Raw genomic sequence first — 19796 nt, forward strand, 5'->3', positions numbered from 1 at the left:
TCCTCGACGGGGAACAACCCCCCTCTGCGGGGGAGGGTGATCGCGGAGCGACCGGGATAGGGGCGGCGCAGGTCTACCCGGAGAAGGCGGTGGCCGTTGCGCTGCCCCCCTCTCCCCGCATGCGGGGAGAGGGCCGCGTCTCCCCCTCGTTGGGGAGCGCGGCGAGGCGGCAGCCGAGGGTGAGGGGGCTTGGCCGAAGGAGCCATACCCGGAGAGACCCCCTCACCCTCGCCCTGGCGGGCTCACGTCGCCTCCCGGCAAGGGGAGGACGACGCCCTCTCCCCGCCCGGCGGGGAGAGGGGGACCAGCCTCTTTTGAATAGGGACGTGCCCTCAGGCTGTTGGACCCGAAGGCCGTCGCTCATTCCCGTCTCCCCGCCCGGCGGGGAGAGGGGAATGCGCTCACATCTGCCGGATCCGCGGCTCGGCCCTCTGCCCCAGCATCAGGTGAGTCAACGCCCAGACGAGGGCGTCGAGGCGGTCGGGCGAGGCGCCGCTGGAGAGGCCGCCCGGCCCGAAATCGCAGAGCTCGTCCTCGAGCGCCGGCAGGCTGCCGACATGGTGGACGCGGCCCTGCGCGTAGAGCACCGAGACCGGCTCGGCCCGCAGATACTTGCCGCGCGTCGCCCGCACCGGGATCACCGGCACCGAGGCGTCGACCTCGGCGATGACCGCGATGGCCATCTCGCCGCCCTGGTTGACCTCGACCACGAGGCTGTCCGCCTCCAGGCGGTGATAGAGCGCCAGGGCCGCGCCGGCCCAGGCCTGCGGGCTCGCCCGGCCCAACGTGGCGTCGGCGACCACATAGGCATGCCCGTCCGGCCCGAGCCCGGCGGCGACGATCCCGCAGGCATCGGCCCCGGCCTTCGAGGAGGCGGGCGGGTCCACCGCCACGACGATCCGCCGAAGCTCCGGCATCCCGTCCCGGCGCGCGGCCTCGATCCCCTCCCGCGTCCAGAGCGCGTCGGGCCGGTCCTCGATCAGCTCGCCGTCGAGCTCCTGCCGCCCGAGCCGCGTGCCGGCATAGCGCCCCACCACGGTGTCGAGGAAGGACGGCGCGAGGTTGGCGGCGTTGTCGGCGGTGCGCGAGCGGCTCACCACCGTGAGCGGGTCGGCGAGGATGCGGCGGATCAGCGGGATCGGCCGGGGCGTGGTGGTGACGAGGTTGCGCGGCCGCTCACCGAGGCGCAGGCCGAACTGGATCATGTCGTAGGTGGCGTCCGGCCGGCGCCATTTGGCGATCTCGTCGGACCAGGCGGCGCCGAATTGCGGCCCGCGCAGGGAATCCGGCTCCTCGGCCGAGAAGGCCATCGCCACCGCGCCGTTGGCCCATTCGAGCCGCCGCCGCGAGGGCGCCCAATGCGGCCGCGCCCCGGAGAGCGCCAGCAGGCCGGACGGCCCCTCGATCATCACGTCGCGCACGTCGGCATAGGTCTCGCCGATGAGGGCGATGCGGCCCACCGCCCGGGCGCAGAAGGCGGGGTCGCCCGTGGCCAGGGCCCGCACCCATTCGGCCCCCGTGCGGGTCTTGCCCGAGCCGCGCCCGCCGATCACCGCCCAGGTCGTCCAGTCCCCCCGCGACGGGCAGGGCGGCAGCTGGTCGTTTCGGGCGTTATGGAGCCAGTCCGAGGCCAGCGCCCGGATCAGGTGCGGCGGCAGGCTCGCCAGGAAACCCGGCATCCGGCCGCTCGCCGAGGCATGCCGCATAGCGCGCCGCGATTGCCGCGCGCAGGGCGGGCAGGTCGCTGTCATCGGCCGGGGGGCGGGACGTCGCAGAAGCCCCGTCCGCAAGGTTGCGCTGCGCATCGCTCCGCTCCCGGTCTTCGCTAGAGAGGTCGTCGAGCAGCCGTTTCAGGCCGCCGAGGTCGCGCAGCACCTTCGCGGAATCGAGCGCGGGCGGCGTCTCGCCACTCAGCGCCGCGTCGAACCGCGCGATCTGGCGGCCGATATGGGCGCGCAGGGCCTCGCCCAGATTGTCCATCACCCGCGCCGCCGGAGGGGCCGCCCCGGCCTTCGGCGGGCGCGCCACCGGGCGGGCGCGCGGCCTGCGCTCGAAGCCGCAGGCCCGGAACAGGGCCGGCGCGCCGGCGACGGTGCCGCCCAGCGCCAGAGCCAGCGTTGCGGGCTCGATCTCCATCATCCCGTAGAGCGTCTCCACGGCGCGCCGCCGCGCGGGCGCCCAGGCTCCGGGGTCGAGCCGCCGCTGCGCGTCGCTCACCCCCTCGCGCCAGCCATGCTGGCGGTTCCATGTGCTGACCGTCTGGGCGCGGACCCCCGTCCGCTCCGCGATCTCGCGGCTCGTCATGCTCGTCGTCCGCATCAACTGCTCGACGAGTTTTCGTGTTTCCAAGGGAAGCTCCATGTCGCTGCCCCTCTCTCACACTTCTTGAGCGTTCCTCATTGATACCCGAGGAGCGTCACGCTGTCAATCATAAATTCCTAATTTAGGATTTTTAGACAGGTGGCGGGTGGAATGCAGCGTGGCAGATCAGCGACCTGATGCTTAATCGCATCTAGCTCAAGCCCTTGGCTGGTCACGGGAAGTTCTGCTTGCAAACCATTTAGTAAGACAGAGAGTAAGCCCAGATCGGGCAAAAACTTACAGTTCGTCTCCGGTGCAACTTTGAAAAAGATCTGCTGTTAGAGAATTGGTGGAAGGTCGTCCCAAAGACGCTGACGTTGAATGTGTCTTTCTCTCAAATGGGGCTTATTTTTTGCGGTTCTGCAATTCCCTACGCCGAGTTTGGGCGATAGGCTCCCGTCAGGGAGATGCCATGTTTGACGCTCAAAAATCCTTCGAGGACAACCTCGCCGCCTTTCAGGCGATGTGCGAAGGGATCGATTCCGATTGCGCAAAAATCCTCTTCGACGACATTGCTCTCCTTATCAAACACGGTGCCGATCGTGACGCTAGGACGATCTTCAATGCAAAGGTGAAGGCGGGGCTGGACGCGCTGTCCGTTGAGAAGGAAGGCCAATGACCCGGTACTTTCTTTCGCAGATTGCCGTTGAGGGGTTTCGTGGCATTAATAATAGTGGTGATCCGCTCACCCTGAAGTTCAAGCCGGACTGCGTGAACTCTGTCTACGCCAACAACGGCGTCGGCAAGACATCCGTGTTTGAAGCTCTCCAGTTCGCTATTCATGGTGAAATCCCTCGGCTCACCGCCCTTCAGGGTGCCGAGCGAGGCGACAGCTATGTCATCAATCGCTTCCATCCCCACAAGAAAGCGACGATAGAGTTATAGCTAAAGCCCGACGATGGTGCCCCCGACATAAGTGTGCTGGTGACACGCGATGCAGCTGGCACCCGCACTGTAACTTCACCTTCCGGCTACGCGACACCAGAAAGCTTGTTGCGAACGCTTCAGGAGGACTTTGTCTTAATAGACTACAAAACCTTCGCCGGATTTATCGAAAACACGGCTTTGCTGCGTGGTCGGTCATTCTCCGCGCTTATCGGTCTCAGCCAGTATTCCAATCTGCGCCAAGCCATTGAGGGGGCTAATAACACGGCTACCCTTCGCAATGATCTCGGCATCAAAGTGCTGAACGTCAACATTGCAACCTACAAGGCGGGCGTCGCCGAGGCGAGGCGTAAAGTTATTGAAGCCTACGCTGCAGTCACCGGAGAGTTCGTCGACAAGTTAGATGATCGAGCCGCGCTAGAGGCTTACATAACTAAAGTTCTGGCAGAAATCGGTCCGCTAAAAAAGGTGATGGTCGGCAAGACGGTGGCGGACTTTGATCACTCAGCAGCAGTCACGGCCTTGGAGGACAGCTCCGATAGCGCTAATCGTCTCAAGCTACAAAAAATGCAAGAGGACCGCACGGCCGTCAGGGAGCTTTCGTTCTTGGACGAGCACTCTATCCAGCTTGCTGCTTTGGAAAATGCTGCGAAAGAGCGGGACGAAGCTTTGGCAAAGATCGGTCATGCCGATATGCTGTCGTTGCTGAAGGGCGCGTCCAAAGTGCTGGGCACCGACGCATGGCCTGACGATAATACATGCCCAGTGTGCGACCTGCCACAAGACCAATCACTGGCTTTGAGGCTGAACGAAAAGATCGCCGCTTATGATGCAGTACAGGAGCGAGAGGCCGAACTGTCAAAATTGTGCCTCAGTTGCTCGGCGTTGGAACTTTTAAGTAAGCTCGAGGCTGCTGCTGCGCTGTCCGTCCCGGTCGAAGAGTGTATCGCCTCTGAGCTTATTAAGGCAGCGAAAATGGGCAGCGTGAAGACCGCTGTTATCGCGCAACTGAAAGTTCGTATTGAGGCCCTGATTAAGTCCCGTGATAAGAAAGTCGCCACGCTTGAAGGCGAAATCTATGAACTTGAGAAGAGTTTACCTCCATCGGTCGCTGCCGCTGCCCGTGCCATTGAGAACGCCAAAAATTTCCGTGATGCATTCGCCACGCTGGATAGCTTTAGTGAAGAGCTAACCAACGCCGAAGGCGCCATGGCAAAGATCGACCGCTGGTTGAAATTCATTAAGGCTGCTGACAAGGTGTTTGCAGACGCGGAAACTAAGCTATCAGGGGAGCGTCTTAAGGCCATCGAGACTTCCTACAAAGCGTTGTTCCCAAAGATCATGCGCGGGGGACCCGATCTAAAGCCACACCTTGTGCGGGCTGAGAGAAGTGAAAATATTGACCTTACGCTATCAGATTTTCATGGCGAGACGGGCGTCAATGCACGCGCTGTACTTTCTGAAAGTTATCGTAACGCAGTGGCAGCGTCGATTTTCCTTTCATCGGCAGTTAAGCATTCGCGGCCACCTCGCTTTATGGTACTCGACGACATCACATCTAGCTTCGATGGTGGTCACCAATTCAATCTTATGGACGTTCTGCTTCGTGATCTGCGGTTCGGAGCCGATCCAAACGGTATTCAATTTATCCTTTTGAGCCACGACAGTGCACTAGAAAAGTATTTCGACCGGCTCGGCGGTACCAAGGAATGGCATCACCAGAAGCTGCAGGGTATGCCGCCCATCGGTGCGGTTCAGACTAGTGCTAACGGAGCCGACAGGTTGAAGGCCCGGGCCATCGATTTGCTTAATCAGGGCAGCGTCGATATCGGCGCGCCGCTTGTGCGACAGTACTTAGAGTACAAGTTAGGTTATATCATTTCCAAGCTAGAGATACCGGTTCCGCCCGATTACGCGACGCGACCCGACAATAGGACGCTCTCGACTTATTTTGACTCCATTACCCGCGCCACTGCTCTGTACGATAAAGCGGGAGAATGCGTGCTAGAAGCTGCTCAGAAGGCCGCAATTAAGCAAACCCATCTTACTTCGATTATCTCTAACTGCATCGCTCACTATGAAACATCCGCAGGCCAGCCGTTTACAGCCTACATGCTGATTGGATTGATTCAGGATATCGATGCTTATGCGGAAAACTTCAAACAGGATGATCCTAGGAATCCAGCACGGCGCATCTATTGTCGTCGGCTTGACAAGCTGCACAGCTAACGATGCGGTTGGTTCAATGAGCTTAAAAGGTCCAGCTGCGGAAGTGTTTCCCATAGGACTTCTGCGTTTCTGGATGGTCGTATTTGATAAAACGACTTACATCATCTTGATAAATTCGAACACAGATAGTGGCTTGCTCGCCGGTTCTGGCGCTTCGTGAAAAATGCCCATGGACTTGAAGCAGCGGAGGTGGGTTGGCAGCGTAGCACTCCCTTTACGGCGAATGGCTAGACCCAGTGGCCACCTCACGCCAACCCCACGACGCCAGCGCCGAGCTTCGGAAGCCTTTTGCTTGGGTCCGCGCGAAAGGGGGGGGCGGTGGTCGTCGCAAGGACCAGCCAAGTTGCCAAAAAGTCCACCTCGCGCCCCGCCGCCCTTCGGCGGCGGCGCGCGTCAGCCTTCCCCGCTCAAGCCGGGATCGCGTCTGCGCTGGGCGGCGTCCGGGGGCGGGGCATGATCGTCGCCGGGCAGGGCGGCGGGTCGTCGTCGTCGTTGTTTCGACGGCGCGGGCGGAGATAGCGGTGCAGGTTCGCGAGGCGCGGCCGGCGGCGCGGCGCGGGCCGGGGCGCGTCGGCGGCGGCATTCTCCGGGGCGGCGGGGCCGTCGAGTTCGGCGAGCGCCGTGAGCAGGGCATCGACGGTGACCGGCTCGGCCCTGGCCCCGGTGAGGCAGCGCAGGCCCGGCGCGCTCTCGAGGGCGCAGGCATCCGAGACCCAGGAGGCCAGGATCGTCCGCTTCTCCTCGCGGGAGAGGAGCGGGTGCGCCAGCACCTCGCGCGGATGACGAAACACGTCCCCGGGGGCGACCACGGCCTGCCAGGCCTCGAACGAGGCTGGCTGCGTGGCGGCGGGGTTCATGAGGCCGGAATGCCCGGCGCCGGAACGGGACAAGTGCGTTTCCCTCATCGACATGATCGATCCTCCCTATGGCTGTGAGGCAGGACTGAGAACGGGATGCGGCCCTCGCGGACCTGTAGGCCCCCGAGGGTCTCTCTTATGCTTGGCGTCGGCGATCAGGCGGCCTCGGCGTGGTCCTCGACTTGGGCGGGCGCGTTGTCCTGGCCCACCGCCTGAGCCGCGCCGCCGATGGCGATGCGGCGGGGCTTGTAGGCCTCCGGCACCTCGCGCACGAGGTCCACGGTCAACAGCCCGTTGTCGAGGCTGGCCCCGGTGACCTTCACGTGGTCGGCGAGGTTGAAGGTCTGCCGGAAGGGCCGCGTCGCGATCCCGCGATGGAGATAGGCGCGCTCTCCGTCCTGGCCCCCCTTCTGGCCCGTCACCTGGAGCACGGTGTCGTGCTGCGTCAGGTCGATCTCATCCGGGGTGAAGCCCGCCACCGCCATGGTGATGCGATAGGCATCGTCGGCCACCTTCTCGATATTGTAGGGCGGCCAGGTGGTCGACGGCTCGATCCGGGTCGCCTGGTCGAGCAGCGAGATCATGCGGTCGAAACCGACGGTCGAGCGATAGAGCGGTGCGAAATCCAAAGTCCTCATGACCACATCCTCCTAAAGAGCAACGTGATGACAAAGCGCGCCGGACACCGTGTCCGGCGCCAGAATGCGAGCCGTTCTTGGCCTCGCACGCGCATAACGCCGATGGTGGGATGTGGTTCCGGGGCGATGTCGATTTTTTTCGCGGTGTGAAGGGCCGGGCTTCGGACCTCTCGCGGGCAGCGCGGGGCTGCTGGGTTCTCACATCTGCTCGTGCAGGCAGAGCGCGTCCCTCTCCCCCTTGTGGGGAGAGGCTAGGAGTGGGGGTGGCTCCGCCAGCCTCCGAAGCAGCAGGAGGGTCGCCCGACCACCCCCACCTCCAACTCCTCCCCACAAGGGCAGCGCGATCGCATATGACACCACGCCGTCATTCCGGGTCGCCACAGGCGAGCCCGGACCCGGAGGGCCGTGCCAGAGGCGTGCAATCCAGAGCCGCCGACAGTGTAAAGTCCTGCATCACTTGTGTTTCTGGATCCCGGGCTCCGCTGCGCGGACCCGGGATGAAGGGGTGGTGACAGCGGCTTTCTGACAGGCAAATCGGCATATGCGGTCGCCCTGCCATAAGGGGGAGGAGGGCAGAGCCGCGCATCTCGCGCGATCTGCGAACGGTGGGGCCGGGCTCTCAGCGGGCGCCGGCAAATTGCTTGATCACCGCGAGCGGGGCGGCGGGGGCCGGCCACAGGACGAGGCGGTAATGGTCCTCGCCGTCCAGGCGGTCGTCGGTGAGGGAGTCGAGGCCGCCGAAACAGGCGCGGACGCGGTAGGTGCCGGGGGCCACGGACAGGATGTCGATGGACCCGCCCGTGCATTCGTGGATTTCGAGCCGGCCCGAGGGCAGGTCGAGGCTCGCTTCCACCACATGGTCCCAGAGGCCGAGGGCCTCGTCGGGCGGCCCGTCGAGGATGTCGAGCTCCACCGGCACGGACATGTTGCGCTCGGGCTGGATGACCACGAGGAACGGCGCCGTCTTGACCCTCCGCTGGAGGTCGTCCTCGCTGTAATCCAGCGCCGCGTCGGGCATCTCGCCGTGATCCCAGAGATAGAACTGGTGGTAGTCGGCGAAAATCTCGTAGCGCTTCTGCATGGCATAGCTCCCGCTGGCACGACCGGAATAGGACGTCCGGCCGGTTTTCGCGATGATCCCGTCCGATGGCGGTGCGAAGGCCGGTCGCGTGGCGGTCGGCCCCGCTTCATTCCGCCGGGGCGAGGGGCCGGGACCGGTCTTTCCCCGTGAGGCCGAAGAAGCCGACCGCCGAGGCGACGATGACGCCGCCGCACGCCGCCGCGATCCCGAGCACGAGCCCGAACCCGCCCCTCTCGTGCAGCAGGGCGATCAGCGGCACCGCGAACCCGCTCACGGTGAAACCGAGGAAATAGCGCACGCTGTAGGCCCGCGCGCGGTAGAGCGGCGGCACGTAGCGGGCCACCATCGCGTCGTTGATCACCACCTGCCCGTAGAGCGCCGCCATGGTCAGGACGAGGCCGGCGAGGAGCGGGACGCCGCTGCTCAGGGCGGCGATTCCGAGGCCCAGCGGCTGCAGCACGGACAGGCCGAGGAACAGCGCCGGCAGGCTGTAACGGTCGATCAGTCGCCCCATGAGGAGTTGGGTCAGGGCCCCGACCATGAAGACCAGGGTGGCCACGGAGCCGATCAGCGCGAGGGGCAGCCCCTCGCCGACCCGCTCGTCCACCACCTTCGGCAGGGCGATGGTGGTGATGTTGAAGGTCATGCCCCCCGCCACGATGGCGCAGGCGAAAACCACGAGGAGGGGGATGGGGCGGGACACCGCGAGGACTGCCTTTCCCCCATCCTTGCCCTGCGCGCCCTCGCCGTCGCCGGGGACCATGGCCAGAAACGCAGTCCCGCAGGCGAGGCAGACCAGGCCCGGCACCACGAAGGCCGCCTGCCAGCCGAACCCCGTCGCCAGCAGCGCCGTGACACCCGAGGCCGTCGCGGCGCCGACATTGCCCCAGACGCCGTTCACGCCGAGGTCCCGCCCGAGGCGGCGCGAGTGGGAGACCAGCATGGTCGAGCCGACCGGGTGATAGATCGCCGAGGCCAGCCCGAGCACGCAGAGCCACAGGGCGAAAGCCGTCGGGCTGGCGGCGCTCGCGACCCCGAGGCACGACAGGCCGTAGCCGAAGAAGAACACCGCCAGGAGGTTTCGCCGTCCGAACCGGTCGGCGAGCCAGCCCATCGGCAGCGCACAGAGGCCGAAGGCCACGAAGGCGCCGGTGGCGAGCGCGATGAGCTCCCCATAGGAAAGCCCGGTCTGCGCCGCAATGGCGATCACGGCCGTCGGGTAGATCAGCAGCACGAAGTGATCGAGGGCATGCGCCACGTTGACGAAGCGCAGGGTGCGGCGGGACAGGGTTTCGGCGTCCATCGATAGAGGATCTCCGCAGGCAGGCCCCGCTCTAGCTGACCCGTTGAACGCTGTCGGGCCGAAGGTGTACGCGATCGGGCCAAGGCAAACGATGCCACGGCAAACCGCGCCGACGGGGAAACCATGCGCTCCATCAGGGCCGAGGATTATCAGGACGTGCCGCGCGCCGTCGCGGTGATGCCCAAGACCTTCGTGGCCGGCAGCCGCACGGAGCGGCACTCCCACAAGCGGGCGCAGCTGCTCTACGCCACCGCCGGATTGATGATGGCGACCGCCGAGGACGGGACCTGGGTGGTGCCGGAGGGCCATGCCCTGTGGATCCCACCGCGCCTCCCCCACGCGGTGGTCATGCATGGCGAGGTCGCCATGTGCTCGGCCTATCTGGCCGTCGAGGCCATCGCCGGCTTCTCCGAACGGGCGCGCGTCATCGAAGTCTCGCCCCTCCTCGCCGCCGCCCTGGTCGCCCTGACAGGCGAGCCCGTTCTGTATGACGAGACGGGTCGCGGCGGGCATCTGGCCGCCCTGGTGCTCGACGAGACGAGACACGCCCCCGAAACCCGGTTGACCCTGCCCTTGCCGCAGGATGCCCGCCTCCGGCGGATCTGCCTCGGGTTGATCGACGATCCCGCCTTGGCGCTCGGTCTCGACGCCTGGGCCGACCGGGCCGGCGTGAGCCGCCGGACCCTGACGCGCGGGTTTCGCCGGGAAACGGGCCTCAGCTTCGGGCAGTGGCGCGCGAGGGCCAGGATCGTGCGGGCCCTGGCCCTCGCGGCCGATGGCCGGGCGGCACGCCACGTCGCCGCCTCGGTCGGCTATCGGAGCCTCCAGGCCCTGAGGGGCAGGACCCAAGCGTTGATCGGACAGGAGGGGGACACCCGGCCGGGCTCGGCCACCGTCGCTCCGCCGGATTGAAGAGCGTCGTCCGTCCCGGCAGGATCGGTCATGCCCCGAGCCCGAGGAGCCCGCAGAATGGGTCGACATCCGCGACCTCCCCAGCGCCGTCTCGGACCCGTTCGGGGCCGACCGCGATGCTGATGCGTCTGCTCGCCCTGTCGCTGGCGATATCCTCGCCCGCCTGCGCCTTCGACGAACTCCTGGTCCGGCCGCCGACGAGTCTGGCGGACGAGTGCGTGAACGGCCTCGTCGAGCATCGAACAGGCCAGTGGAAGCGGCGGGACCGGCCGCTCACCTCCGGGGCGTTCGGGAGCGTCGAGGAGATCGTGCGGGACGTCGACCCGCCGGCCCTGCGCACCCTGGCGGAGCGCGGGTGCAGCCGGCACTTTCGGCATCTCTTCCTCTCCTGCACACGGGTCGATTGGTCCGAAAATGCCAGTCCCGCCCTCCGGCCCAAGGGCGTTTCGGCCGAAACGGAGGCGGAGATGATGCGGGTCATGCGCGGATGCCTCGCCGACCTGAAGCAGGCGGGCGTGCCGCCGGTGAGGAAGCGATGAGCGCGCAGCCGGACGGCTGGAAGCGCCTGCCGTTCGGTAAGCGGGACGAGGCTATCGGGAGGTCGTGGTCCCCGACGATCCGGGCGGACATTTCCGGTCGGTCGTTCTCCGTCTATCCATCGGGCGCGATGAGGAACGCGACGCGGCGGTTCCGCTGCCGTCCGGCGGGGTCGTCGCGACCATCGGGATTGGCGTTGGGCGCGACCGGCATGGTCTCGCCCTTGCCCGCCGCCGACAGGCGCCCGGCGGCGATGCCGCGCCCCACCAGCCAAGCGCGGACGGAGACCGCCCGGCGCTCCGACAGGGCCTGGTTGTAGGCGTCCGCGCCCATGGCGTCGGTGTGGCCGGTGATGGCCATACGGGCCTTCGGCATGGCCGCGAGAACCTCTGAGAGCCGGACCAGGGCCGGGCGGGCTTCGGCGCGGATCACGGACTTGTCGAAGTCGAACAGGACATCGCTCGGCAGCTCCACCAGGATGCCCGCGCCCTCCCGCCGGGCGCCGAGGGCGGAGAGGTTGGCCTCCGTCTTCAGACGCGCCTCGGACGTCATGCCCTTCGCCCCGAAGGAGGAAGCGCCGCCCGAACTGGCCGCAGCGCTCGGTTGGGGCTTCTCCTCCCAATGCGAGGCGGGGAGGCCGATCTCGGCGAACCGGGAGGGAGCGTCGCCGATCGCGGCCCCGCCCGCCGTCACGGTGTAGCTCGACGCATGTCCCTCCGGAGCGAGCCCGGGCAGTGCCAGGATCGCCGCCAAAAGCACTGCCCCTCTCACGGGGTCAGAGCCAGCGGAACGGTGATCCCGGGCGCATTGATGTCGTCGCCGGACCGGCCGGGGTTGAAGACCAGCGTCAGCCGGCTCGCGTCGGAGGGCAGGGCGCCGGGGAAAACGAGATCGCCCTCCATGGTCCGGCCGTTGAGAACGCGCATCCACTTGTTGTCGGCGATCTGGCGTAGGTGGAGGCGCTGCTCCGCCCCGTCGCCCCAGGCGAGATAGGCGTTCTGGCGGTCGTTCATGTTGACGAAGGTCGTCTTGTGGCTGTCGAAACTCGCCAGCAGGCGGACCGTCGTGGCGTCCTCACCCAAAGTGACGGATTTCACCTGTACGGTCAGGCCCACCGGCGCGCTGACCTGCCCTCCGGTGATCGTCACCGTCCGGTCCGCGGCAAGTGCCGCGACGGGCAGCAGGGTCATCAATGCGAGGGCAGTCAGTCTCGAGACCAAAGCGGCGTTCCTTTCGAACGGAGAGACGCGGGCTTACGGTCAAGCATATAGAGAAATCGGCCCCCGCCGGAAGATGCGGGTGCCGCCAAAGCGGGGCGGGACCGGAGCCACGCCTCGTCCGCAAGTTTAAGGGAGGAGGTGATCCGTCAGCCTCCCGCCGCTCCCGCTCAAGGGGATTCCCTCACACGATGCCGCTGGCTTCGAACGGCCACGGCTTTCCGAGCCGTTCGGCGACCTTCGCCGGATCGTGGCCGACCGCTGCCACGGCCGCCTCCACCTCCTCGCTCGGGGTCTGGAAGTAACGGGCCCAATAGGCCTTGTCCCGGGGCTCCTTCAGCGACACCGTGGTGGGCGCCTCGGGCGTGGATCCATCCATGCTCATCGGGCGGCTTCCTCAGCTTCGGTGCCGGGCCGGTCGCTTGGATCGTCCGGCGTTTCCTGAACGATCCCGCTCACGGTATCCTTCGGGCCGGTCGCGGCGCTGTTCTGTTCCGGCTTGCCGGAACCGCCGCCGCGCGACCGGTCGGAGGTGGATTCGGTCAGCGTCTCGGTCGGTTCGGGCGGTTTCGTCGTCTCGGACATGCGTCGCTCCCTGATCTGACGGGGCAACGCCTGAAGCGCGATGCGGGTTCGGGCCGGCCTCAATCGAGGTAGCTCAGGGCCATCCCCGTCCGGGGGTGGGGGAACACTCCCATACGCACCCCATAGATCGCCTCCAGCCCCTCAGGCGTCACGATCTCGACCGGGGTGCCGCGCGCGATGAGGCGTCCGCCATGGAGCGCGATGAGGTCGTCGCAGGTGCGGGCCGCCATGTTCACGTCGTGCAGGACCACGATGACGGTGAGGCCCCGCTCCTGGGACAGGTGACGCACGAGGGAGAGCACCTCGATCTGGTGGGCGATGTCGAGGGCGGCGATGGGCTCGTCGAGAAGCAGGCAGCGGGCATTCTGCGCCACCAGCATGGCGAGCCAGACGCGCTGACGCTCGCCGCCGGAGAGGCTGTCCACCATGCGCTCGGCGAAGGGTGTCACCTTGGTGAGCCGCATCGCCTCGGCGATGGCGTCCCGGTCGGTCGAGCCCAGTCGGCCCAACGCCCCGTGCCAGGGATAGCGGCCCATGGCGACGAGCTCCTTGACCAGCATGCCGGGCGCCTGCGGCGTCGCCTGCGGCAGGTAGGCGACCTCGCGGGCGAAGGCGCGGTCTCCCAGACTCTCGATCGATGCGCCCTTGAACAGGAGACGGCCACCGCTCGGGGCCTGCTGGCGGGCCAGAAGCTTGATCAGGGTCGACTTGCCCGAGCCGTTATGGCCGATGAGGCCGATGACCCGCCCGGTGGGGATGGTGAGGCTCAGTGGGTGCAGCAGCACGCGTCCCGGAACGGAAAACGTGACCCCGTCGAGGCTGTAGTCCGCATCGTCCGGACTCGGCTCGCGTCTCGCTCCCGCATCGGCTCGGCTCAAGGACATCGTTCGCCCGTTCGACGCTGCAACGCCGCCATGATGGTGGGATCGAGGGCCGCGTCAGGCCCGCGCACCGGCCCTCTGCCGGTCGGCGAGGAGCGATTGGGCGATCTCATGCCCCCGCATGACCAGGATGGACAAGAGGGTATCGCTCAGACCGTGGGTCGGCTCGCTGAAACCCTGGACGTAGATGGCGGGCTCGAAGCCGGGCCGGGTGGCGAGGCGGTAGTCGCGTCCGATGGCGCCGTCGGTGAGATGCGGCGTGAGGGCCGGCATCATGGTCTCCAGACGGTCGCGGCGGTACCCCGTGGCGAGAATCACGGTGTCGTAGAATTCCCGCGTCGTGAGGCCGGTGGCGGCGTCCAGGGTTTCGAGGACGATCTCGCCGGCCTGCTCCGAGGCCCCGACCACGGTGGTCCTCGGTCGTAGGGCATGGCGATGCTCGCCGCTGACCTTCTGCTGGTAGAGGAGATCGAAGATCCGCGTCAGCAGGTCGGTGTCGATCACCGAGTAATTGGTGCCGCGGAACTCGTCGATGATGGCCCGGCGATGGGCCTCGGGCTGGCCATAGACGAAGTCGGTGAAGTCCGGGTTGAAGATCTCGTTGACGAAAGGGCTGTCATCGGCGGGCTTCAGCGCCTGGCCGCGGAAGATCATGGCGATGTCCGCGTCGGGGATACGACTCTGCAGGTCGAGGAACAGCTCCGCCGCCGTCTGGCCCGCGCCGATGACGGCGATGCGCGGCCGGCGCGTGGAAGCCTCCGGCAGGGGAACACCGTCGATCCGCGACAGGTAGCGCGAGGAGTGGAACACCCGGGCGCTGCTCTGCAACTCCTCGAAGACCGGCAGGATGCGCGGCTCGCCCCCGGTGGCGAGGATGACGGCGCGGGTACGCCGCCTCTGCTCGCGGCCATCGGCCTTGCGTGAATGGACCAGCAGGTGGCGGATGGTATCGCCGCGTCCCTCCGGCTCGATGGCCAGCACCGTATCGCCGTAATCGCAGCGATCGGCGAAATGCCCCGCGACCCAGCGCAGATAGTCGTTGAACTCGATCCGGCTCGGGAAGAACGACTTGCGGTTGATGTAGTCGATCAGCCGGCCGTGGACATGCAGGTACTTGATGAAGGTGTAGGGACTCGTCGGATCGCGCAGGGTGACGAGATCCTTCAGGAAGGAGATCTGCATCCCGCTATCGGGCAGAAGCATCCCGCCATGCCAGACAAACTCGTCCTGGCGCTCCAGAAAGCGCACGCGCGGTTGGCGGCCCTGCTGCCGTCCCGCCTCGTCGAGGGCGATGGCGAGCGCCAGGTTCGACGGGCCGAAGCCGACGCCGACCGCGTCGTAGGCCGGTGCTTCGTCGTCGTCCCAGCGCCCGCCCTGCGAACCCCGGAAGGTGTCGCGCACGGAATATGAGGTGTCCGAGGGGTCGTAGGATTCCGTCATCACCGAACCTCCATTCCTGCGCCGAGATGTCCGCGCCGAGCGGACCTCACGATCCGCCGGCAACTGTCAGGCTAAGGGACGTTCGGGCGGGGGAGGGATTTAGGAGCCGCCGCGAAAATAGTTGCGCCGCCGCTTAAATTTCGGCCGTCCGCCACCGTCTTGGGCTTCGACACCGGCCCATTCGCGGAGCACGACGCCATGGCTATCGACGACAGCGAAGCGACGTTCCTCGTCGTGATCAACGGGGAGGAGCAATACTCGGTCTGGCCCGCCCACCGCGCCGTCCCGGCCGGGTGGCGTGCCACCGGCTTCTCCGGGCCACGCGCCTCGTGCCTCGCCCATATCGAGACGGTCTGGACCGACATGCGGCCGCTCAGCCTGCGCCGCGCCCTCGACGGCGACGCCAGAGCCTGAGCGTTCCGCCCCCCGTTCCGATGACACTTCCAGGACATCCGATGATCGACGGTCTTCCGCGCGCGCCGCTGACGGTCCCGCCCGCATCAGACCTCGTCAGCCACCTGCGCTGGCTCGCGGGGAGCCACGGCACCGTACCGGCCCTGCATTTCCTCGACGATCCCCGGTCGGGGGAGATCACCGTCACCTATGCGGAGCTCGCCGGGCGGGCACGGGCCATCGCCGCCCGGCTGCGGCGATCGGCGAGCCCCGGCGATCGGGTCTGCCTGCTACTCGATACCGGCCTCGACTATGTCGCGGGTTTCTTCGGCTGCCTCCAAGCGGGCCTCATCGCCGTCCCGGTCTTCCCGCCGGAGCCGCGCCGGGAGCAACATCAGGCCCGGATCGCCGCCATCATCGCGGATTCCGAGCCCTCGATCGTCCTCGTCCATGACAGTGATGCGGAGTCCGTCCGCAACATGCTCGCGGCTTCGGGCCAGCCAGGGGCGGTCCTTCCGGTGGAGGACATCACCCCGGACGACCTCGCCGAGGGGGAGGGCGCCGACTGGCTCGTTGCCACGCCGGCACCGGAGGCGGTGGCCTTCCTGCAATACACGTCGGGCTCGACGGCGGTGCCGAAGGGCGTGGTCGTGAGCCACGGCAATCTCATCGCCAACGAACATCTGATCCGGGTCGGGTTCGATATCCGCCCCAACGACGTCATGGTGAGCTGGCTGCCGCTCTACCATGACATGGGGCTGATCGGCGGGATGCTGCAGCCGATCTATACAGGCATCCTGGGCGTCCTCATGTCGCCCAAGCATTTCCTCGGACGACCGGCACGCTGGCTGGAGGCCATCCACCGCTTTCGGGGGACGGTCAGCGGCGGACCCGATTTCGCGTTCCGCCTATGCCAGGACAGGGTCGATGACGAGACGGCGGCGCGTCTCGACCTGTCGAGCTGGCAGATCGCCTTCTCCGGGTCGGAGATGGTCCGCGCCTCCACCATGGCCGAGTTCGCAGAACGCTTCGCGCCCGCCGGCTTCTATCCCCGTGCGCTGAGGCCGTCCTACGGTCTGGCGGAGGCGACGCTCTTCCTCACCGCGGGCCAGCGGGGCGAGGGCATGCGCAGTCTTGACCTCGACCCGGCCATTCTCGCGGAAGGTCGTGCCGTGGCGGCAGGGGAGGGCACTCGGCTGGTCGATTGCGGTTTCGCGCAGCCGGACCATCCGATTCACATCGCCGGACCAGACGGGGCCAGCCTGCCCGATGGGACAATCGGCGAGGTCGTGGCATCCGGCCCAAGCCTCGCCCAGGGCTATTGGCGCAACCAGGACGCCACCGATGCCGCCTTCGTCGAGCGGGACGGTATCCGGAGCCTCAGGACGGGAGACCTCGGCTTCCTGCATGGGGGCCGGCTCTTTCTCGTCGGGCGCGAGAAGGATCTCATCATCCTGCGCGGTCAGAACGTCTACCCGCAGGATGTGGAGCGGGTCGTCGAGCGGAATGTCGACATCCTGCGCCAGGGACGCATCGCTGCCTTCGCCATCGAGCGGGATGGGCGTGAGGGCATCGGCGTCGCGGTGGAGGTCTCGCGCACCGTCCAGAAGCTCACTGCGCCCGAGGCGCTGGCCGCCCTGGTGTCCGAGGCGGTCGCCGATGCCTTCCTCGAGACCGCGCGTGTCGTCGTTCTCCTCAATCCAGGCGGCCTGCCGCGCACATCCAGCGGGAAGATCCAGCGGGGCGCCGCGCGGCGCGGGTGGCAGGCAGGCTCCCTCGACGCCTATGCGGTGGTGGAGGATGGCCGCCGAGTCGACGGAGAGGAGGCACCGAACCCCCGCCCCGATACAACCATGACCGGGTTGGAGTTGCGCCTCGCCGCGATCTGGTCCGCGCTTCTCGACCGCAGGGACGTGACCCGCGACAGCCACTTCTTCGCCCTCGGCGGCAACTCGATCGCGGCCATACGGATGCTCGCCGAGCTTCGCACCGCGCTCGGCGTCGCAGTTCCCCCACAGGTTCTGTTCGCTCATCCCCGGCTCGGGGCGTTCGCCGGCGCGGTGGAAGCCGAAATCGCGGCGGGCCGGAAAGCCCTCCTGATCAAGCCCGCCTCGCGGGAGGTAGCGCTTCCCTTGTCCCTGGCGCAGGAGCGGCTGTGGTTCGAGGCCGAGTTCGGCGACGACGAAACTCATCATATCGCAGGCGGTATTCATCTGCGCGGCTCCCTCGACCGCGATGCCCTGACGCGCAGCCTCGATGCCCTCACGGCGCGCCACGACGCCTTCCGGACGCGGCTCTCTCGCAGACCCGATGGTCGCGGAGAACAAAGGATAGAAGCCGGCTACAAGATAGATTTAGCCGACTTCGATCTCTCGACGATCCCTATACAATCCCGCGAAAAGCGCTTCGCCGAACTCTGTCGCGAGGAGGCCAAACGGCCCTTCGCGCGATACGGTGGCCCCCTGGCGCGCTTCACCCTGGTCCAGCTCGACGAGACGCATCACGTCCTCCTCATCACCCTGCATCACATCGTGGCCGATGGTTGGTCCATGACGGTGATCCTGCGTGAATGGCCCGCCCTGTACGCGGCGGAAGTCGAAGGACGATCGGAGGATCTGGCTGCCCTAGCGATCCAACCGGCCGATATCGCATTCTGGCAGAGGGGTGAGGCCCAGGCCGAAGCGATGGAGGCCGATCTGTCCTGGTGGCGCGACCGCCTCGGCGACGCGGAACCCGACCTGTCCCTTACCGACCGTCGCAGGCCCGCCGGGCAGCCAGATCGCGTCTGCCGGCACGGTTTCGCGATCGCTGACGGCCTGACCCGCCAAGTCACGGCCCTCGCGGCGGAAACCGGCACGTCGCTCTTCGCGATCCTGCTCAGCGCCTTCGCGCTGTTCCTTCAGCGCTACGGCGAAGCACGGCACCTGCGCATCGCGATGCCGGTGGCGGGTCGCCACCTGGCCGGCGTCGAGAATCTCGTGGGCGTCTTCGTAAATACGCTGGTGCTGCCGGTGACCATCGATCCGGTCCTGCCGGGTCGCGAGGTCGTGAGCCGGACCTGGGCCTCGCTCACCGATGCCCTGGCCCATCAGGACCTGCCCTTCGAGCGTCTGGTGGAAGCCCTTCAGCCGGAGCGTGTTCCAGGTCGCGCACCGCTCGCCCGCGTCATGATCAGTCAGCAGCCGGCGGCTTTGGGGGCGTTCGGTACGGCCGGCGGCCTCACGCTGGAAGCGTTCGGCCAGGATACCGGCACGCCTGCCTACGATCTCGTCTTGGAAGTGGCGGAGAAAGCCGGCAGCCTGTCCGCGACCTTCGCCTATTCCGAGGCCCTGTTCGATGGTGATACCATCGCCGGGTTCGAGCACGGCTATCTCGCCCTCCTCGACGGCCTCACCGGTAGCCCGACCGAGCGTGTTGACGCGTTGCCCTTGGTTCCGTTCGAGGCCCTGTCGGATCTGTCGGCGCCCTACGCGGATGGGATGCCGCTGTCGGAGGGGCTGGTGCCGGAACTCATCGGCGAGGCGGCCCTCGCCGATCCCGACGCGCCAGCGGTGGTCTGCGGGCCGCGCACCACCACGTTCGGCGAGCTCGACCGGGCCGCCAACCGCCTCGCCCATCGGTTGATGCGCGAGGGCGTCGGACCCGAGACCGTGGTCGCCGTGGCCCTGCCGCGCGGGCCCGACCAGATCGCCGCCTTCCTCGCCATCCTCCGGGCCGGGGGCGCCTTCCTGCCCCTCGATCCGGCCCAGCCGACGGCCCGCCTCGCCGCCCTCGTCGAGGATGCCGGCGCCCGGCTGCTGCTGGCCCAAGCCGGCACCCTCGACGGGGTGAGCCGAGCCGGTCCGGGCGGCCTCGCGCGGCTCGACCCGTCCAGCCTCGACCTCGCCTCCGAGCCGGAGAATGCGCTACCGCGCACCGCTCATCCTGAGCAACTGGCCTACGTCATCTACACGTCGGGCTCGACGGGCCGGCCCAAGGGCGTCGCCGTGGCGCACGGTCCCCTGGCCCGGCACGTGCGCGCCACCGGTGCGGTCTACGGCACGAACCGGCAGACCCGCGAGCTCCATGTCCTGTCGATGAGCTTCGACGGGGCGCAGGAGCGCTGGATGGTGCCGCTGGCCTTCGGCGGCTGCGTCGTGCTCAAGCCGGACGGATTATGGACCCCGCGCGAGGCGCTGGACGCCATGGAGCGTCACGGCGTGACCCATGCAGGCTTCCCCACCGCCTACATGCACCAGCTCGCGCTGGAGGCCGCCAGCGGCCCGCGCCCGAGCCGGCGCTCGTACAGCTTCGGCGGCGAGGCGCTGTCGCGGGAGAGCTTCGCCCTGATCGGCCGGGCGCTCGACCCGACCTTGCTGATCAACGGCTATGGCCCGACCGAGACGGTGATCTCGCCGCTGGTCTGGCGGGCCCGGGCCGGCGACGCGGTGGAGGGGGCCTACGCGCCGATCGGCCGGGCGGTGGGGGATCGCCGGGC

The 19796-nt window shown here is 67.2% G+C and carries 19 protein-coding genes; 7 read left to right on the forward strand and 12 right to left on the reverse strand.

Annotation, left to right across the window (positions count from 1 at the left end; translation table 11 throughout):
• Window positions 1–401: 401 nt before the first annotated feature.
• A complete protein-coding gene (locus AC0IXR_RS17235; RefSeq protein ID WP_471761562.1) occupies window positions 402–1679 on the reverse strand; it encodes a DNA-packaging protein in 1278 nt (425 codons plus the stop codon).
• A complete protein-coding gene (locus AC0IXR_RS17240; RefSeq protein ID WP_471761563.1) occupies window positions 1612–2349 on the reverse strand; it encodes a hypothetical protein in 738 nt (245 codons plus the stop codon). Before AC0IXR_RS17240 ends, AC0IXR_RS17235 begins: the two co-directional genes overlap by 68 nt.
• Before the next feature lie 424 nt (window positions 2350–2773).
• Here AC0IXR_RS17240 and AC0IXR_RS17245 point away from each other — a divergent pair, with 424 nt between their 5' ends.
• From AC0IXR_RS17245 to AC0IXR_RS17255, 3 genes are read left to right on the forward strand one after another with little or no spacing between them, the layout of a single operon-like run.
• On the forward strand, window positions 2774–2980 hold the full coding sequence (locus AC0IXR_RS17245) for a hypothetical protein (RefSeq protein WP_471761564.1): 207 nt from the start codon (window positions 2774–2776) through the stop codon (window positions 2978–2980).
• Entirely contained in the window at window positions 2977–3246 is a 270-nt protein-coding gene (locus AC0IXR_RS17250) for an ATP-binding protein (RefSeq protein WP_471761565.1), read from the forward strand. The genes AC0IXR_RS17245 and AC0IXR_RS17250 overlap by 4 nt, the downstream gene beginning before the upstream one ends.
• A gap of 33 nt (window positions 3247–3279) precedes the next feature.
• Window positions 3280–5475 carry an AAA family ATPase gene (locus AC0IXR_RS17255; protein WP_471761566.1) on the forward strand — a complete coding sequence of 732 codons (2196 nt, stop codon included), beginning with the start codon at window positions 3280–3282 and terminating at the stop codon, window positions 5473–5475.
• A 407-nt stretch (window positions 5476–5882) separates the two neighbouring features.
• Here the strand turns inward: AC0IXR_RS17255 and AC0IXR_RS17260 are convergent, their stop codons facing one another.
• The 4 genes from AC0IXR_RS17260 to AC0IXR_RS17275 all read right to left on the reverse strand — a co-directional run bounded on the left by AC0IXR_RS17260 (window position 5883) and on the right by AC0IXR_RS17275 (window position 9354).
• Window positions 5883–6386, reverse strand: a complete 504-nt coding sequence (locus AC0IXR_RS17260; RefSeq protein ID WP_471761567.1) for a hypothetical protein — start codon at window positions 6384–6386, stop codon at window positions 5883–5885.
• A gap of 101 nt (window positions 6387–6487) precedes the next feature.
• On the reverse strand, window positions 6488–6970 hold the full coding sequence (locus AC0IXR_RS17265; protein ID WP_056426748.1) for an Hsp20 family protein: 483 nt from the start codon (window positions 6968–6970) through the stop codon (window positions 6488–6490).
• Window positions 6971–7589: 619 nt separating this feature from the next.
• Window positions 7590–8051, reverse strand: a complete 462-nt coding sequence (locus AC0IXR_RS17270; protein WP_471761568.1) for a hypothetical protein — start codon at window positions 8049–8051, stop codon at window positions 7590–7592.
• Window positions 8052–8157: 106 nt separating this feature from the next.
• Complete coding sequence (locus AC0IXR_RS17275; RefSeq protein WP_471761569.1) at window positions 8158–9354, reverse strand: MFS transporter; 1197 nt, start codon at window positions 9352–9354, stop codon at window positions 8158–8160.
• Window positions 9355–9477: 123 nt separating this feature from the next.
• Here AC0IXR_RS17275 and AC0IXR_RS17280 point away from each other — a divergent pair, with 123 nt between their 5' ends.
• Both AC0IXR_RS17280 and AC0IXR_RS17285 read left to right on the forward strand, forming a co-directional pair.
• Complete coding sequence (locus AC0IXR_RS17280) at window positions 9478–10266, forward strand: helix-turn-helix domain-containing protein (RefSeq protein ID WP_471761570.1); 789 nt, start codon at window positions 9478–9480, stop codon at window positions 10264–10266.
• A gap of 116 nt (window positions 10267–10382) precedes the next feature.
• Window positions 10383–10805 (forward strand): hypothetical protein, encoded by a 423-nt coding sequence (locus tag AC0IXR_RS17285; protein ID WP_471761571.1) that lies wholly within the window; start codon window positions 10383–10385, stop codon window positions 10803–10805.
• Window positions 10806–10917: 112 nt separating this feature from the next.
• On the opposite strand, the gene AC0IXR_RS17290 is transcribed toward AC0IXR_RS17285, so the two are convergent.
• The 6 genes from AC0IXR_RS17290 to AC0IXR_RS17315 all read right to left on the reverse strand — a co-directional run bounded on the left by AC0IXR_RS17290 (window position 10918) and on the right by AC0IXR_RS17315 (window position 14926).
• On the reverse strand, window positions 10918–11562 hold the full coding sequence (locus AC0IXR_RS17290) for an OmpA family protein (RefSeq protein WP_471761572.1): 645 nt from the start codon (window positions 11560–11562) through the stop codon (window positions 10918–10920).
• An 8-nt stretch (window positions 11563–11570) separates the two neighbouring features.
• Window positions 11571–12023: a hypothetical protein gene (locus AC0IXR_RS17295; protein WP_471761573.1), complete on the reverse strand. Its 453-nt coding sequence runs from the start codon at window positions 12021–12023 to the stop codon at window positions 11571–11573.
• Between the two features lie 181 nt (window positions 12024–12204).
• A complete protein-coding gene (locus tag AC0IXR_RS17300) occupies window positions 12205–12405 on the reverse strand; it encodes a DUF3606 domain-containing protein (protein ID WP_471761574.1) in 201 nt (66 codons plus the stop codon).
• Window positions 12402–12605 (reverse strand): hypothetical protein, encoded by a 204-nt coding sequence (locus AC0IXR_RS17305; RefSeq protein ID WP_056426724.1) that lies wholly within the window; start codon window positions 12603–12605, stop codon window positions 12402–12404. The genes AC0IXR_RS17300 and AC0IXR_RS17305 overlap by 4 nt, the downstream gene beginning before the upstream one ends.
• Window positions 12606–12664: 59 nt before the next feature.
• Entirely contained in the window at window positions 12665–13489 is an 825-nt protein-coding gene (locus AC0IXR_RS17310) for an ATP-binding cassette domain-containing protein (protein ID WP_419953382.1), read from the reverse strand.
• A gap of 54 nt (window positions 13490–13543) precedes the next feature.
• A complete protein-coding gene (locus AC0IXR_RS17315) occupies window positions 13544–14926 on the reverse strand; it encodes a lysine N(6)-hydroxylase/L-ornithine N(5)-oxygenase family protein (protein WP_471761575.1) in 1383 nt (460 codons plus the stop codon).
• Between the two features lie 198 nt (window positions 14927–15124).
• Between AC0IXR_RS17315 and AC0IXR_RS17320 the strand changes: the two genes are divergently transcribed.
• Window positions 15125–15340 carry an MbtH family protein gene (locus tag AC0IXR_RS17320; RefSeq protein ID WP_056426712.1) on the forward strand — a complete coding sequence of 72 codons (216 nt, stop codon included), beginning with the start codon at window positions 15125–15127 and terminating at the stop codon, window positions 15338–15340.
• Between the two features lie 41 nt (window positions 15341–15381).
• On the forward strand, window positions 15382–19796 hold a 4415-nt coding region (locus AC0IXR_RS17325; RefSeq protein ID WP_471761576.1), incomplete at its 3' end, for an AMP-binding protein.

It is taken from the genome of Methylobacterium sp. AC832 (assembly GCF_979256025.1).

What these genes read in the sequence shown, in the direction of transcription:
- AC0IXR_RS17320 (WP_056426712.1), top strand. Translation starts at nt 15,125, where the DNA reads ATGGCTATCGACGACAGCGAAGCGACGTTCCTCGTCGTGATCAACGGG.
- AC0IXR_RS17270 (WP_471761568.1), bottom strand. Translation starts at nt 8,051, where the DNA reads ATGCAGAAGCGCTACGAGATTTTCGCCGACTACCACCAGTTCTATCTC.
- AC0IXR_RS17280 (WP_471761570.1), top strand. Translation starts at nt 9,478, where the DNA reads ATGCGCTCCATCAGGGCCGAGGATTATCAGGACGTGCCGCGCGCCGTC.
- AC0IXR_RS17315 (WP_471761575.1), bottom strand. Translation starts at nt 14,926, where the DNA reads ATGACGGAATCCTACGACCCCTCGGACACCTCATATTCCGTGCGCGAC.
- AC0IXR_RS17300 (WP_471761574.1), bottom strand. Translation starts at nt 12,405, where the DNA reads ATGAGCATGGATGGATCCACGCCCGAGGCGCCCACCACGGTGTCGCTG.
- AC0IXR_RS17305 (WP_056426724.1), bottom strand. Translation starts at nt 12,605, where the DNA reads ATGTCCGAGACGACGAAACCGCCCGAACCGACCGAGACGCTGACCGAA.
- AC0IXR_RS17235 (WP_471761562.1), bottom strand. Translation starts at nt 1,679, where the DNA reads ATGCCGGGTTTCCTGGCGAGCCTGCCGCCGCACCTGATCCGGGCGCTG.
- AC0IXR_RS17245 (WP_471761564.1), top strand. Translation starts at nt 2,774, where the DNA reads ATGTTTGACGCTCAAAAATCCTTCGAGGACAACCTCGCCGCCTTTCAG.
- AC0IXR_RS17260 (WP_471761567.1), bottom strand. Translation starts at nt 6,386, where the DNA reads ATGTCGATGAGGGAAACGCACTTGTCCCGTTCCGGCGCCGGGCATTCC.
- AC0IXR_RS17265 (WP_056426748.1), bottom strand. Translation starts at nt 6,970, where the DNA reads ATGAGGACTTTGGATTTCGCACCGCTCTATCGCTCGACCGTCGGTTTC.
- AC0IXR_RS17285 (WP_471761571.1), top strand. Translation starts at nt 10,383, where the DNA reads ATGCTGATGCGTCTGCTCGCCCTGTCGCTGGCGATATCCTCGCCCGCC.
- AC0IXR_RS17310 (WP_419953382.1), bottom strand. Translation starts at nt 13,489, where the DNA reads ATGTCCTTGAGCCGAGCCGATGCGGGAGCGAGACGCGAGCCGAGTCCG.
- AC0IXR_RS17275 (WP_471761569.1), bottom strand. Translation starts at nt 9,354, where the DNA reads ATGGACGCCGAAACCCTGTCCCGCCGCACCCTGCGCTTCGTCAACGTG.
- AC0IXR_RS17250 (WP_471761565.1), top strand. Translation starts at nt 2,977, where the DNA reads ATGACCCGGTACTTTCTTTCGCAGATTGCCGTTGAGGGGTTTCGTGGC.